Source organism: Thalassolituus sp. UBA675, assembly GCF_002297765.1.
Taxonomy (GTDB): Bacteria; Pseudomonadota; Gammaproteobacteria; order Pseudomonadales; family Oceanobacteraceae; genus Thalassolituus.
In genome coordinates this window covers 101066-114617 of sequence record NZ_DBNJ01000004.1, presented here as the reverse complement: position 1 = coordinate 114617, position 13552 = coordinate 101066, and the positions used below count along the sequence as shown (strand labels likewise).

The 13552-nt window shown below is 53.3% G+C and carries 16 protein-coding genes; 8 read left to right on the top strand and 8 right to left on the bottom strand.

Translation table 11 applies throughout. From position 1 onward, the window contains the following. Positions 1-210 precede the first annotated feature (210 nt). Positions 211-927: a ribonuclease PH gene (gene rph / locus B3007_RS02130; protein ID WP_297531659.1), complete on the top strand. Its 717-nt coding sequence runs from the start codon at positions 211-213 to the stop codon at positions 925-927. Between the two features lie 77 nt (positions 928-1004). Here rph and B3007_RS02125 read toward each other — a convergent pair whose 3' ends face one another. Beyond that, positions 1005-1781 carry an exodeoxyribonuclease III gene (locus tag B3007_RS02125; protein ID WP_068439739.1) on the bottom strand — a complete coding sequence of 259 codons (777 nt, stop codon included), beginning with the start codon at positions 1779-1781 and terminating at the stop codon, positions 1005-1007. A 172-nt stretch (positions 1782-1953) separates the two neighbouring features. On the opposite strand from B3007_RS02125, the gene pyrE reads away from it, so the two are divergent. Next, positions 1954-2601: an orotate phosphoribosyltransferase gene (gene pyrE / locus B3007_RS02120; protein ID WP_068439737.1), complete on the top strand. Its 648-nt coding sequence runs from the start codon at positions 1954-1956 to the stop codon at positions 2599-2601. A 12-nt stretch (positions 2602-2613) separates the two neighbouring features. Beyond that, positions 2614-3279 carry a hypothetical protein gene (locus B3007_RS02115; protein ID WP_068439736.1) on the top strand — a complete coding sequence of 222 codons (666 nt, stop codon included), beginning with the start codon at positions 2614-2616 and terminating at the stop codon, positions 3277-3279. 23 nt (positions 3280-3302) lie between these two features. On the opposite strand, the gene slmA is transcribed toward B3007_RS02115, so the two are convergent. The 5 genes from slmA to coaBC all read right to left on the bottom strand — a co-directional run bounded on the left by slmA (position 3303) and on the right by coaBC (position 9199). Further along, positions 3303-3917, bottom strand: coding sequence for a nucleoid occlusion factor SlmA (slmA, locus tag B3007_RS02110; protein ID WP_068439735.1), 615 nt, complete (start codon positions 3915-3917; stop codon positions 3303-3305). Positions 3918-3926: 9 nt separating this feature from the next. Next, positions 3927-4829, bottom strand: a complete 903-nt coding sequence (gene argB, locus B3007_RS02105; RefSeq protein ID WP_068439733.1) for an acetylglutamate kinase — start codon at positions 4827-4829, stop codon at positions 3927-3929. Between the two features lie 83 nt (positions 4830-4912). Further along, on the bottom strand, positions 4913-7411 hold the full coding sequence (locus B3007_RS02100) for a phosphomannomutase/phosphoglucomutase (protein ID WP_301376684.1): 2499 nt from the start codon (positions 7409-7411) through the stop codon (positions 4913-4915). 66 nt (positions 7412-7477) lie between these two features. Then, a complete protein-coding gene (gene dut / locus B3007_RS02095) occupies positions 7478-7933 on the bottom strand; it encodes a dUTP diphosphatase (protein WP_348655057.1) in 456 nt (151 codons plus the stop codon). A gap of 48 nt (positions 7934-7981) precedes the next feature. Next, on the bottom strand, positions 7982-9199 hold the full coding sequence (gene coaBC, locus B3007_RS02090; protein ID WP_068439755.1) for a bifunctional phosphopantothenoylcysteine decarboxylase/phosphopantothenate--cysteine ligase CoaBC: 1218 nt from the start codon (positions 9197-9199) through the stop codon (positions 7982-7984). An 84-nt stretch (positions 9200-9283) separates the two neighbouring features. Here coaBC and radC point away from each other — a divergent pair, with 84 nt between their 5' ends. From radC to B3007_RS02065, 5 genes are all read left to right on the top strand, one after another. Beyond that, complete coding sequence (gene radC, locus B3007_RS02085) at positions 9284-9958, top strand: RadC family protein (RefSeq protein WP_068439728.1); 675 nt, start codon at positions 9284-9286, stop codon at positions 9956-9958. A 200-nt stretch (positions 9959-10158) separates the two neighbouring features. Further along, positions 10159-10395, top strand: a complete 237-nt coding sequence (gene rpmB, locus B3007_RS02080) for a 50S ribosomal protein L28 (RefSeq protein WP_068438718.1) — start codon at positions 10159-10161, stop codon at positions 10393-10395. An 11-nt stretch (positions 10396-10406) separates the two neighbouring features. Then, positions 10407-10565 (top strand): 50S ribosomal protein L33, encoded by a 159-nt coding sequence (gene rpmG / locus B3007_RS02075; RefSeq protein WP_068438531.1) that lies wholly within the window; start codon positions 10407-10409, stop codon positions 10563-10565. Between the two features lie 120 nt (positions 10566-10685). Next, complete coding sequence (gene mutM, locus B3007_RS02070) at positions 10686-11495, top strand: bifunctional DNA-formamidopyrimidine glycosylase/DNA-(apurinic or apyrimidinic site) lyase (RefSeq protein ID WP_068439726.1); 810 nt, start codon at positions 10686-10688, stop codon at positions 11493-11495. Between the two features lie 153 nt (positions 11496-11648). Then, positions 11649-12164: a hypothetical protein gene (locus tag B3007_RS02065; protein WP_068439724.1), complete on the top strand. Its 516-nt coding sequence runs from the start codon at positions 11649-11651 to the stop codon at positions 12162-12164. A 32-nt stretch (positions 12165-12196) separates the two neighbouring features. Here the strand turns inward: B3007_RS02065 and B3007_RS02060 are convergent, their stop codons facing one another. Both B3007_RS02060 and B3007_RS02055 read right to left on the bottom strand, forming a co-directional pair. Next, positions 12197-12628, bottom strand: coding sequence for an OsmC family protein (locus tag B3007_RS02060; RefSeq protein ID WP_068439753.1), 432 nt, complete (start codon positions 12626-12628; stop codon positions 12197-12199). Positions 12629-12726: 98 nt separating this feature from the next. Then, the gene (locus B3007_RS02055) at positions 12727-13485 is read right to left on the bottom strand and encodes an ElyC/SanA/YdcF family protein (RefSeq protein ID WP_301376683.1); all 759 of its coding nucleotides are present in this window, start codon (positions 13483-13485) and stop codon (positions 12727-12729) included. Between the last annotated feature and the right edge of the window lie 67 nt (positions 13486-13552).

The following is a 13552-nucleotide window of genomic DNA, read 5'->3' as shown; positions in this document are numbered from 1 at the left end:
TTACATTTGGAAACATAAATACATAGCGAAACAAAATAAAACCTATTGTTACTCCATGCGGATGTTTAAGGTGTGTTTTGTAGTCAGCTGGCTCTGTAGGAAAAACGTTTTTTCAATTTCACAACACTGAATAACTGAATGGATTCTCTGTATACTGCGCGCTGTGACAGAAGCCACAGATACACAAGCTATAAATACAGAGGACAAACTATGAGACCAAGCGGCCGCGCACTGGATCAGTTAAGAGAAGTACGCATCACCCGGAACTACACTAAGCATGCCGAGGGCTCCGTGCTGGTGGAGTTTGGCGACACCAAAGTCATCTGTACTGCCAGTGCGGAAACCAAAGTACCACCTTTCCTGCGTGGTCAGGGCCAGGGTTGGGTCACCGCTGAATACGGTATGCTGCCACGCTCTACCGGTTCGCGCATGATCCGTGAAGCCGCCAAAGGTAAGCAGCAGGGGCGTACTGTTGAGATTTCCCGCCTGATTGGCCGTAGCCTGCGCGCAGCAGTCGACCTTGAAGCTCTGGGTGAAAATACCATCACTATCGACTGTGATGTGATTCAGGCGGATGGCGGTACCCGCACTGCATCGATCACGGGCGCCTGTGTTGCTCTTGCCGATGCCATTAACTGGCTGAAAGAAAACGGCAAGGTAAAAGGTGAGCCGCTGAAGCAGATGATCGCTGCCGTATCGGTTGGTATCTATAACGGTGAGGCCGTGTTAGATCTGGATTACGCCGAAGACTCAACGGCTGAAACGGACCTGAACGTCGTCATGACCGAGAAAGGCGGTTACGTAGAGATTCAGGGCACTGCGGAAGGGGAAGCTTTCTCTGCGGAAGAGCTGAATGCCATGCTGGCACATGCTCAGAAGGCTATCGGTGAATTGTCCGAGCTACAGAAGGCGGCTCTGTCATCCTGATATGAAAAAGGCCAGCAGATCCGCTGGCCTTTTCACTATAGCTCAAACGATCACTCTGCGCCTGAGAATCAGAGCGCTCATATTTCTTCGTCAAACTCGTATTCGATCATCACAGCAGCATGTTTACCAAACTGAGGTGCTTTCTCGACGCGGGCTTCAACGACATACTGGCGCACTCCGGGCGTGCAGATCTGATAGTCGATACGCCAGCCACTCTGATCGCGCCGCTGACTTTCTTCATCTGGCCACCAGGTAAACTGGTTTTCACCAAAGTTCGCTTCGCGGAAAGCATCCGTGAACTCGACCGGCCCGAATACCTGATCAAACCACGCACGCTCTTCGGGCATAAATCCCGGGGTATCCTGAGCGTTTTTCCAGTCCTGAATGTCGACGGTTTTATGAGCCGCTTCGAAATTGCCACAGAAAATAAACTCGCGGCGTTTGCGTCGGGTCTTCTGCAGGTGTTCAAGAAATACCTGCTGGAACTCCAGCTTGTCTTCGAGCGAGTTGTGCTCATCAATTGTTGGGAACAGAACCGAGGCCACGCTGACGTGGTCGAAGTCAGCCTGGATAAAACGGCCCTGCATATCCCACTTGGCGTGGGATAACCCTGTCATAATGGCCTTAGGAACATCGCGGGTAAGAATTGCGACACCACTGTAGTGGTCTTCAGCAGCATCGAAAAAGTACGCGTTGAATCCTTCCGGGTAGAGCACGTCATCAGACAGCTGATATTCTTTTGCCTTGAGGTTCTGTATGGCAACGACGTCAACATCGGCACTGCTCAGCCACTGATACAGACCGTTTTTTACTGCCTGTTCCAGCCCGTCAACGTGTAGTGTGATTATCCTCATACATGGTTCCCGGTTATCGATGGGTGTATCATACCGCATCCAATTAGGCCGCTGCACTCTTCTGTGGCACCAATATGGCTACGGGTCTTGCGAAAACAGGAGATAACCCGGTTGGATCGCCTGTTCTTCTTAATTTTCATTGCTGGCCCACGACGACAATTCAGGATTCCTTATGCAAACCTATCAGAAAGAGTTTATCGAATTTGCTATCCAGCAGGGTGTACTACGTTTTGGTGAGTTCACTCTTAAATCCGGACGCATCAGTCCTTACTTCTTTAATGCCGGTTTGTTTAACACGGGTTCTGCTCTTGCTCGCCTGGGTCGTTTTTATGCGGCAGCGTTAGAAGACTCCGGTATTGAGTACGACGTTGTCTTTGGCCCTGCATACAAGGGTATCCCTTTGTCTGCTGCTTTATCCATCGCGCTTGCAGATCAATACCAGAAAGACCTTCCGTACGTCTTTAACCGCAAAGAGGCTAAGACGCATGGTGAGGGTGGAAATCTGGTGGGTGCTCCGCTTGAAGGCCGTGTTCTGATTGTAGACGACGTTATCACCGCTGGCACGGCGATCCGTGAAGTGATGACAATGATCAACGCAGCTGACGGTGCGACGCCAGCCGCGGCGTTGATTGCTCTTGACCGTCAGGAGCGCGGTCAGGGCGAATTATCTGCCATTCAAGAGGTAGAACGTGACTTCGGTATCACTGTTGCCAGTATCGTAGGCCTGAATCAGGTGCTAGATTATGTCTCTGGAAATCCTGAGCTGGCGCAATACGCAGATGCGATTGCTGCATATCGGGATCAATACGGCGTTAAGTAATCCGGGAGATCTATGTTCAGGCGGCTGTTGGTTGGTGCTACGTTAAGCGCATTAGCATGCGCATCCCTGGCAGCAGGCAATGTTTATCGGTTCAATGTTGATGGGCAGGTCGTGATTAAAGACTCGGTGCCGGCAGATCTGGCACCTCTGGGCTACGATGTTCTGAACTCCCGAGGGATGCTGGTCAAGCGCGTGCCGCGTGAGCTTACACCAGAAGAGATTGCTGAACGGGATCGCCTGAAAGCCGAGCAGGAAGCCCGGAATGTCCGTATCGAGCAGCGTAAGCAAAAAGATAAAGACCTGATGCGTATCTACTCGACGGTTGCCGATGTTGACCGGGCATTGCAGAGAAAGTCGGACGAAGTCATTACTCAAAAAGACCTGCAGGCCCGCCGCATCACCGACCTTACCGAGAAGTTGGAACAGGCGCAGCAGGCTGCTGCGAATACAGAACGACGGGGAGCTGCGGTGCCTGAGTCGCTGGTGGACGAGATTCGCCACTATCAAAGCGCCATTCAGGGAGCTGAGGTTGCCATTCGGGAGCTGGAAGAAAAATTAGAAACGCTGAACCACGATTATGGAGTGATTCGTCAGCGGTTAAGAGTGTTGTCTGTATACCCTGAGGGTACGTTACCTGAAGACGTCGACAACAGTCGCTTACCGGCTCTCAATCCGTGAGAGCCAGTTAGTGCCTTACTGATTTAAGGCATCTGCAGGTCTTTTTCCTGCAACAGTATCTGGCTCAGAGAGGCCCATTGAGCAGGCCAGTGCTCTGTTGGACGAACCGAGAACTCTGTACGCACATACTGACGTATACGGCCTTCAATTACAGCCGTCAGAAGATTCGCCAATGCTGTCGGCGACTGCTGCGGTACCAGACCTTCCCTCACTTCTGCTTCCCGCAGGATCTGCTTGAACTGAAGTTCGAAGCGGTCAAAGACCTGATCAATCCGCTGACGCAGACGTTCAGTTTCACCCGCAAGCGCATCCCCTGAGAGTAGACGGCACATGCCAGGATTCTTTTCGGCGAATGTCAGCAGCAGGCCTAATGTTTTTTCACAACGTTGTTGTGCACCATCGATGTCCTTGAGGATCATATTGATGCGCGAAAACAGCGTATCCTCGATGAAGGTGATCAGGCCTTCAAACATTTTCGCCTTCGACGGAAAGTGGCGATAGAGCGCCGCTTCCGAGACGCCAACTTCTTTCGCAAGGCTTGCGGTTGTGATCCGCCCGCCAGGATTGGACTCCAGCATGTGCGCCAGAGCCTGAAGAATCTGGTCGCGGCGAGACATCTTTTCCGTTGCGTCTGTCATCCGTATTCCTTAGCGGCGTCGGTTGGTGATCAGAGTACCTACACCTTCATCGGTGAAGAGCTCAAGCAGCGTCGAGTGAGCAACACGACCGTCGATGATGTGAGCGCTGTTCACGCCGCCATGTACGGCATCCAGTGCACACTGAATCTTCGGCAGCATGCCACCGTAAATCGTGCCATCTTCAATCAGAGAGTCGACCTGCTGCGTGGTCAGACCCGTCAGGATCTTACCTTCTTTATCCATCAGACCGGCGATATTGGTCAGCAGGATCAGTTTTTCGGCCTGCAGTACCTCTGCCACTTTGCCAGCCACCAGGTCGGCATTGATGTTGTATGAGTGACCTTCTTCATCAACACCGATAGGCGCGATCACAGGAATAAAATCACTGTTGGTCAGCATATTCAGCAGCGAGGTATTGATGTGCGAAACCTCACCAACATGACCGATGTCGATAATTTCTGGCTTCTCCAGCTCTGGCGATTTGTGCGTAACGTGCAGCTTACGTGCGTGCAGCAACTGACCGTCTTTACCGGTCAGGCCGATGGCATTACCGCCGTTCTGGTTAATCAGGTTAACAATATCTTTATTAACCAGGCCGCCAAGAACCATCTCTACCACGTCCATGGTTTCGCTGGTGGTCACACGCATGCCATTAACGAAGCGGCTTTCAATGTTGAGCTTTTCGAGCAGGTCGCCAATCTGAGGGCCGCCACCGTGCACAACAATCGGGTTAATACCGACCAGCTTCAGCATCACCATGTCGCGGGCAAAGCTGTTCTTCAGCTCTTCGTCGATCATGGCGTTACCGCCGTATTTAACGACAATAGTTTTGCCAACAAAGCGCTGCAGATACGGCAGAGCTTCGCTCAGAACGTTGGCGGTATTCATGGCGCTGTCTCGCGTCAGAGGCATTGGCTGGCTCCTGTTAATCGGCAAACCGGGTTATTTTCGAGGCGCGATTATACCTCTATTCACTTCCCGGTTGCTATGATTGTTCAGAACGGGGTCTGTATTCCCGGGGCGTGACGGGTAAGTGCCTGCTTCAGAAGTGCCTGAATACGAGCCACGGTTTCTTCAGACTCGCCGGCAAAACGGAGTGTCAGTCGTGGTGTTGTATTCGACGCACGCACCAGCCCCCAGCCGTCACTGAATTCGATACGTAAGCCGTCCACTGTAAAGACCCGCCCTTCGGCAGTCAGTTCGGCATCGGAGCTCAGCGCTTCGATGAGAGAGAACTTCTCCGCTTCTGTCGTCGTAATGGTCAGTTCTGGAGTGCTGACATCTTCTGGCAGCGCCTTGCAGACATTGGCGACAGAGTCATTGCGTGTGGACAGAATTTCCAGCATACGGGCGCCGGTGTAGAGCCCGTCATCGAATCCGTACCAGCGCTCGGCGATATAAAAGTGGCCGCTGAATTCACCACCGATGACCGCATTCACTTCTTTGAGTTTGCGCTTCATCAAGGAGTGGCCGGTTTTCCACATGGTCGGGCGGCCACCGAGGCGATTAATTAATGGCGCGAGGTGGCGGGAAGATTTCACATCAAAGAGAACATCCGCACCCGGGCGACGAGGCAGAATATCTTCGAGTAGTAACATCATCATGCGATCTGGCCAGATGATATTGCCTTCGTTATCAATCATCAGGACCCGGTCACCGTCGCCATCGAAGGCAAAGCCAAGGTCGGCGCCATGTATCAGCACCGCTTTTTTTAGATCTTCGAGATTTTCTGGCTCGCCCGGATCAGGATGATGGTTCGGGAAATGCCCATCAACGTCACAGTAAAGCTCGGTGACGTCCGCGCCCAGCTCACGGAAGAGTTCGGCCGCCAGTGGGCCGCTGACACCGTTACCAGCATCAATAACAATCTTCATTTCGCGAGCGACCTGAACGTCATCGGTAATGCGTTCAATATACTTATCTTTTATTGCGTCTTCCCGAGCACCGGCGTAGCCCTGACTGTAGTCTTCGTCGCGAATCCTCTGGGCCAGTTTCTGTATTTCCTGCTCGGACAGAGGTTGTTGATCAATCACCGCCTTAAAGCCGTTGTACTCGGCTGGATTATGGCTGCCGGTGACCATTACGCCGCAAGGTGTGTCAGATTCAAAACATGCGAAATAGAGCGCACCGGTAGGCAACATGCCGAGGCGGTTTACGCTGCAACCGGCACTTAACAGGCCGTCCTGAAGGACTTTAGCCAAGTGTTCGCTGGAGAGGCGACCATCCCAGGCAAGGTTAATACGTTCGAAACCTCGCTGGCGGACTTCACTACCGAGTGCTTTACCAATATTGCGCACGATGTCGTCATCGAGCTCTTTTTCGACAATGCCGCGAATATCGTATGCGCGGAAAATATGATCGGGGAAGCTGGTTTCCTGCGACGGAAAATCAAGGGGTTTACCGTCATAGGTCGCGGATGGTTCGCGAACTTCAGGGCGCTCCGGCTCTTCATCAATTTCGGGCAGATCGTCACGGGTACGGGCTTTCGGTGTGGCTTTAACGCTGGCGGTTTTCAGGCTGGTTTCAGCACTGCTAAGACGATCAAATACCTGTTCACTGGCAAGGCGGACATCGTCGGCAAGATCGTTGAACAGCTTCAAACTGAAACCCGGGTTTTCCCGAATTTCTTCTTTGAAAAAACGCTCAAGGAACTGCTGAAAATGTCGATGGTTTTTCTGCAGAATACGTTTCTGGATAAACAGTAAAATAAATAACGCGCTCAATGTCGCCACCAGTGAAAGAATCCACGGGAAGGATAAATCAAGGAGTGACACGACCGGGCGGTGATCAGAAGGTGTATAAGTCAGAAACCAGTAGTCATTGATCGGGCGGGTGACCGGCCTCGCACTTTTGACGGGCGTGGCCCCGGCGCTGAACACTTCGATCCCCGAACTTTCTTGTGGGGTCAGTTTCTGCATTACCTGAATCTGGCCAAGGTCGCCAGAGACAGACGAGCGGAATGCGTTCAGCCAGTCGCGTCCGTAACGTACAAGCAGAACACCCTGCGGTGTACCGGTAGCGGGTACCGGGCTGGCCCAGAAAAAGCTTTGCTCCCCATTGATGTTAACCGCTTCCAGCTTCATATCGTCGCCACGCAGCGTGCGATTGACCAGATCCTGTACGGCGAAGCTGAACTCGGTCTGCAGGTTCTGCGACTGGGAAGGTGTCAGCAGACGGATGTCTTCAGTACCGGGCAGCAAGCTTTTCAGGTCGCTCAGCCAGGTGCGGTTACCGGTCTGCAATGAATCGAGAGTGGCTTCGTGGCTGCTCGCCGCGAGTTGCAGTCGCTTGGTGTCTGTCAGGCGTGTTTTCAACGCAAGTGCTGCCTGAGAGGCGACGGCCTCAGAAAAAGCGGAGTCGACATCGGACTGTGTCAGCAGGTTTATCTGTACGCTTTGCAACGCATAGCCGCTGGCGATAAACAGCAGTGCCAGCCAGATTGCAATCCGGCTGTACGTCACGATGGTAAGAGCCTTCTTGCGAGGCGCTGGCATATTGCTCTCCCTGAGCCACTCAGGCTGCGTGGTAATTTATTATTCTTCCCCCTGCTTATAGCAGGTTTAACCGCGTCCGGAGTGTCCGAAGCCGCCGCTGCCGCGCTCTGTTTCCTGAAACTCTTCCACGACTTCGAAGGCCGCCTGTACCACAGGAACGAGAACGAACTGGGCAATGCGCTCCCCGACTTCGACAGTGAAGGGCTCTTTACCGCGGTTCCAGCAACTGACCATCAGCTCACCCTGGTAGTCAGAGTCAATCAGACCAACGAGGTTGCCCAGAACAATGCCGTGTTTATGTCCGAGCCCCGAGCGCGGCAGAATGATGCCCGCCAGTGCGGGGTCTTCGATGTAGACCGACAGTCCGGTTTTAATCAGAACGGTATCACCCGGGTTGAGGGTGATCGCTTCGTCCATGCAGGCGCGCAGGTCGAGACCAGCAGAGCCACCGGTGGCGTACTCTGGCAGTGGAATATCGTTACCAATTCGTGGGTCGAGAATTTTTACCTGCAGCTTTTGCATTATGTTTCCTTCGGCAGTTATTTGTTCAGCAGTCAGTTTTTACATTCGTTATTGCGATGAATCCGGTCGGAAGTGATCGGCGACGAGTCCTATCAATTCGCGGGCGAGGATCTGTTTGTTCATGACATCGAACTGGCATTGCCCCTCCGGCCAATAGACGTTTACCGCATTGTTATCGCTATTAAAACCAATGTCGCTTCGTGACACATCATTGGCAACAATCATATCGAGGTTCTTGCGTGCCAGCTTACCCCGTGCGTAGTGTTCGACGTCCTGCGTTTCAGCAGCAAAACCCACGGTGAAAGGGTGTGGCGTATGCGCTGCAACCGTAGCGACGATATCCGGATTCTTAACCAGCTGAATCGACATTTCGTCAGCGGACTTTTTGACTTTCTGGTCGGCAACCTCGGCGGGGCGGTAATCTGCCACGGCCGCAGAAGCGATGAAAATCTCGCAGTGCTCAAGTTCAGACTCTGCAGCCTGTAGCATATCCATAGCGCTGTTTACCCGCACGACCTTGATTCTGTCAGGCGCATCCAATGTCACAGGTCCACTGATCAGAGTGACCCGGGCACCGGCATCACGCGCGGCTTCTGCGAGGGCATACCCCATTTTGCCTGAGCTGTGATTCGTGATGTAGCGGACGGGGTCGATCGCTTCCCGGGTCGGACCGGCGGTGATTACCACGCTGACACCGGCCAGCGCACCCGATTCGAATTTATTGGCAACAGCTTCTGCGATCAGCGCCGGTTCCATCATGCGGCCGGGGCCGACGTCGCCACAGGCCTGTTCGCCCGCATCGGGGCCGATCACGGTCAGGTTATCTTTGTGGGCATCCTGCAGGCGCTTCATATTGGCTTGAGTCACCGGGTCGCGCCACATCGCCTGGTTCATCGCCGGAGCAATGCAGAGCGGTGCGTCTGTCGCAAGGCACACGGTCGTCAGAAGATCATTGCCCATACCTTGTGCCAGCCGCGCAATCAGGTTGGCACTGGCCGGAGCGATCAACAGCAGGTCAGCCCACTTGGCCAGTTCGATGTGACCCATGCCGGCCTCTGCTTCAGGGTCCAGCAGAGCATAATGAACCGGATTACCTGACAACGCCTGCATGGTGAGCGGCGTGATAAATTCGCGCGCGCCGTCGGTCATGATGACCCGGACATCGGCTCCGGCTTTTTTCAGTTCCCTTACCAGTTCTGCACTTTTGTAGGCGGCGATGCCACCACTGATACCCAGCAGGATTCGACGATTGCAGAGTTGTTGCATTTGCATGGTAGAAACAGCCTGACCTGAGAAAAAATTCAGTATATCGTACAGCCTTACTCCAATCACACCTACAAGGAGGTAGGGATGGCGATTACGGACTGGCCGGCGAGCGAGCGTCCACGCGAAAAATTACTTGAGTGCGGCCCTGCTGCATTGTCAGATGCCGAGCTGCTGGCGATCTTCCTGCGTACGGGCGTAAAGGGAAAGAGTGCGGTGGATCTTGCGCGCGACCTGTTGAGCGACTTTGGTGGTCTGCGACCCTTACTAACGGCCAGTCAGACAGACTTCTGTCAGCCGTTGGGGCTGGGGGCGGCGAAGTTTGCCCAGTTGCAGGCGGTGCTGGAAATGGCGCGGCGGCATCTGGCGCAGGGAATGCAACGGGGTGACGCGCTGAGCAGCCCTCAGGACACCGAACGTTATCTGCAGGCGCAGCTCAGGGATCGTGACTACGAAGTCTTCGCCTGTCTCTTTCTGGATAATCAGAACCGCGTCATTCGCTACCGTGAGTTATTCCGCGGAACGATTGATGCGGCAGCAGTCTATCCAAGAGAAGTTGTGAAGCAGGCACTGGCAGAAGGTGCGGCGGCGGTGATACTGGCGCACAACCATCCATCCGGCGTGGCTGAGCCGAGTGGGGCGGACCGGTCAATCACAGAGCGACTTCAGCAAGCTCTGGGCCTGATGGATATCCGGGTTCTGGATCATCTGGTGGTTGGTGATGGTCATACGGTCTCTTTCGCCCAGCGCGGCTGGCTCTAGCGGGGGGTGAGGCTGGATTATGTATCTTAACCTGTTGTGTAAAAAATACACTTTTGCTTGCGGGGGTGTCTGCGTTTTGGTATAAAGCGCAACTCTTTTCAGCCAGGGCCGTCTACGGTCATCATAAAGTGATGAGCTAACGCCCACGGTTGGTAACGAATTCAAATTGTTCGATACACACAAAATCGGGGCGAGGAACCATGTCTAAGGTTTGCCAAGTTACAGGAAAAGGTCCTGTTTCCGGGAACAACGTTTCCCACTCACAGATCAAAACCAAGCGTCGTTTTCTGCCGAACCTGCAGAGCCACCGCTTCTGGGTTGAAAGCGAAAACCGTTTCGTACGTCTGCGTATCTCTACTAAGGGTATGCGTATCATCGATAAGAAAGGTATCGATGTAGTACTGGCAGAGCTGCGTGCACGCGGCGAAAAAGTCTAAGGAGACCTGTTATGCCACGCGATAAGATCCGTCTTGTATCAAGTGCCGGTACCGGTCACTTCTATACTACTGACAAAAACAAGCGCACCATGCCTGAGAAATTCGAGATCAAGAAATTTGATCCTGTAGTTCGTAAGCACGTTGCGTACAAAGAAGCTAAGATCAAGTAATTGATCTGACTTCTGAAAGAACCCGGCTCCGGCCGGGTTTTTTTATGCCTGCTATTTACCCGCAGGTATGCGGTAAACTAGGCATTCATCTAAGTAATCCACTCATGTCATTGTTGTTGTATGCCAGAACTACCGGAAGTTGAAACTACCCTGCGCGGCATCAGCCCGTACCTGAAGGGACAGACCATTACCCGCATTGATGTGCGCCAGCCCAGGTTGCGTTGGCCCGTTGAGGATGAGGTACAGCAGCTGGTCGGACAGACGGTGGACAGCCTGACCCGTCGGTCGAAGTATATTCTGGTGAAAACTGCCGTGGGCACGGCTATCTGGCATCTTGGCATGTCCGGCTCTCTGCGTTTAGTTGATCCTTCGGCGCCGGCTATGAAGCACGATCACATCGACTGGCATCTGAGCAATGGCCGGGTACTGCGCTATCACGACCCGAGGCGCTTCGGCGCGCTGCTCTGGGTTGCGCCGGGAGAAACCTCCGAGCATCTGAGTCATCTCGGTCCTGAGCCTCTGTCAGATGACTTTGATGATTCTTACCTGTTTCAGAAGAGCCGTGGTAAGTCGCAGGCTGTAAAAACGTTCATTATGGGTGGGCGCGTTGTCGTCGGTGTTGGCAATATTTACGCGAACGAGAGCTTGTTTCTGGCAGGTATTCGCCCGCAGACTCCGGCAGGAAAGATCAGTAAGGCCCGTTACCAGAGGCTGACGCAGACAATACGTCAGGTGTTGGGGGCTGCAATTGAGCAAGGTGGGACGACACTTCGGGACTTCGTTGGCGGGGATGGCAAGCCCGGCTACTTCGCCCAGCAGCTCTATGTTTACGGGCGAGGTGGAGAAGAGTGTAAAAACTGCGCCACTACACTGAAAGAGATCCGCCAGGGGCAACGGGCAACCGTCTACTGCCCAAAATGTCAGCGTTAATCCAAAAAAGCGCGCAGATACGTATCTGCTTGTACTATTTTCTTACTGTACTGGTTTCTACTGTGCTAGTTACTAAGCTACGTTTTGAGTCAGTGCAGATAACAGGCGACATCGCCATTACAAAAACAACAAGCATGCTGCGGGAGGCAACGAATGCCAAGGATCTCGACCCCATTCATCATGGATATTGAAGCGTCTGGCTTTGGCCCGGACAGTTACCCCATTGAAGTTGGCCTGGCGCTGGGGGATGGCTCCCGCTTCTGCTCCCTGATCGTTCCGGCTGAATACTGGACGCACTGGGATGCGTCGGCTCAGAGGGTTCACAATATCTCCCGTGAGATGCTGGCGCGCCATGGCAGCCATGCTCATCAGGTTGCGACTGAGCTTAATGCGATGTTGAGCGGGAAGACGGTGTACAGCGATGGCTGGGTGGTTGATAAGCCCTGGTTGATCCGCTTGTTTGAAGCCGCCGGTATTGATCTGCAGTTTCAGCTCAGTCCGATCGAAGTCATTATGACCGAACCTCAAATTCTGTTGTGGGATGAGACCAAGGCCAGATTAACGCGGGAAGCTAACATTCCACGCCACCGTGCCAGTAACGACGCCTGGTTGGTTCAGGAGACTTACCGCCACACCCTGGCAGAGCTGACGGCAGAAGCGGCAGGCTAAGAAAGCCTGCCGCTATCTCACTGACACCTGAATTATTGATTCAGGGTGTATTCGAGCGTGATTTCGGTATCCAGTAATTTAGAAATCGGACAGTTCGCTTTCGCTGTCTGGGCGATACGCTCGAACTCGTCACCGTCAATGTCATCCACCTGTGCTGCCAGACCCAGGGCGGACTTCGTCACGGTGAAACCGTCGCCGTCTTTATCGAGTGAAACATGGGCTTCGGTTTTCAGCTGACCACTGGAATAACCTTCACCCTCGAGAGCAAACGACAGCGCCATTGTGAAGCAACTGGCGTGAGCCGCGGCGATTAATTCTTCAGGGTTGGTGCCGTGCTCATCTTCGAACCGGGTATTAAAACCGTAAGGCTGGTCTTTCAGTGCACCGGACTCGGTCGACACGCTGGCTTTCGCTTTTTTACCGAGTGAATGATAAATCGCTGAACCTTTTTTGATGATGCTCATACTGACTCCCAATAAATAGTGACACATATTGGGAGAGGGGGCGGGTGTTAAAGTTCCTGCTTTTTTCTGGTGAGGCCAAACACCTTATTGCATGGACATTAAAGAAAAGACTTTAACCACTGCCATGCCCTGCCCATCGTTTCGTAAAAAGCCCGCTCGGTCTTATAGAGGCCTGATGAGTCCAGTCTCCAGTCGCTGTGGTGGGCGCCGACGAACATGGCGGGTGCCGGCAATGGGTTCAGGCCTTCCCGCTCAAAAAATACGGTTGCACGTTTAAGGTGTGCTGCTTCGGTCACTAGAGCGAAGCGCTTATCTCTCAATAATGGCTCGGTCAGCGAAGCTTCATTTTCAGTGTCACGTGCGGTCGGGAAAGCAAAAATACGTAACGGGTCTACCCCGCGATCAATGGCAGCCTGTTGCAGAATTTCTGCATGAGGCTGGGCTGCGCTGAAGCCGGCGTAGCCGGTAACGATAAGAATTGCGTCAGGGTTAGCGCGCAGAATCCGTAAGCCTTCCGATAAGCGGTACATGGCTGAGCTGCCGAGACTCATAAAAGCCGGGCTGTCCGGAGGGGCACTCTGACTGGCACTCCCGAGAATCACCACAGCATCAACAGGCTGCTCGATATCAAACACCGGATAATAACTTTCATGGGGTGCAATTAACCGGTCAGCCACCGGATTAAATGCACTGACTGCGAGTAGTAGAAATACGCTGAAAAATGCCAGCCGGGATTTAACCGGTGCACGCGAAAACCACCATAGCCCCAGTAAAATAAGCAGCAGACATAGCGGCACTGGCATCAGTGTCATACCGACCAGTTTTTTGAGAATAAAAGTAATGCTCTGAGATTCCATTGACGGCTCTTATCGTGGCTGGCTATTGGGCTTAATGTTACTGACATCTTCGCACTTCAGTATACCG

Bases quoted from the DNA above. Each gene is read 5' to 3' on its own strand.
- argB (WP_068439733.1), bottom strand. From the start codon at position 4,829: ATGCCTCTGACGCGAGACAGCGCCATGAATACCGCCAACGTTCTGAGC.
- B3007_RS02055 (WP_301376683.1), bottom strand. From the start codon at position 13,485: ATGGAATCTCAGAGCATTACTTTTATTCTCAAAAAACTGGTCGGTATG.
- B3007_RS02100 (WP_301376684.1), bottom strand. From the start codon at position 7,411: ATGCCAGCGCCTCGCAAGAAGGCTCTTACCATCGTGACGTACAGCCGG.
- radC (WP_068439728.1), top strand. From the start codon at position 9,284: ATGGCGATTACGGACTGGCCGGCGAGCGAGCGTCCACGCGAAAAATTA.
- B3007_RS02125 (WP_068439739.1), bottom strand. From the start codon at position 1,781: ATGAGGATAATCACACTACACGTTGACGGGCTGGAACAGGCAGTAAAA.
- rph (WP_297531659.1), top strand. From the start codon at position 211: ATGAGACCAAGCGGCCGCGCACTGGATCAGTTAAGAGAAGTACGCATC.
- B3007_RS02065 (WP_068439724.1), top strand. From the start codon at position 11,649: ATGCCAAGGATCTCGACCCCATTCATCATGGATATTGAAGCGTCTGGC.
- coaBC (WP_068439755.1), bottom strand. From the start codon at position 9,199: ATGCAACAACTCTGCAATCGTCGAATCCTGCTGGGTATCAGTGGTGGC.
- rpmG (WP_068438531.1), top strand. From the start codon at position 10,407: ATGCCACGCGATAAGATCCGTCTTGTATCAAGTGCCGGTACCGGTCAC.
- B3007_RS02060 (WP_068439753.1), bottom strand. From the start codon at position 12,628: ATGAGCATCATCAAAAAAGGTTCAGCGATTTATCATTCACTCGGTAAA.
- rpmB (WP_068438718.1), top strand. From the start codon at position 10,159: ATGTCTAAGGTTTGCCAAGTTACAGGAAAAGGTCCTGTTTCCGGGAAC.
- slmA (WP_068439735.1), bottom strand. From the start codon at position 3,917: ATGACAGACGCAACGGAAAAGATGTCTCGCCGCGACCAGATTCTTCAG.
- pyrE (WP_068439737.1), top strand. From the start codon at position 1,954: ATGCAAACCTATCAGAAAGAGTTTATCGAATTTGCTATCCAGCAGGGT.
- B3007_RS02115 (WP_068439736.1), top strand. From the start codon at position 2,614: ATGTTCAGGCGGCTGTTGGTTGGTGCTACGTTAAGCGCATTAGCATGC.
- dut (WP_348655057.1), bottom strand. From the start codon at position 7,933: ATGCAAAAGCTGCAGGTAAAAATTCTCGACCCACGAATTGGTAACGAT.
- mutM (WP_068439726.1), top strand. From the start codon at position 10,686: ATGCCAGAACTACCGGAAGTTGAAACTACCCTGCGCGGCATCAGCCCG.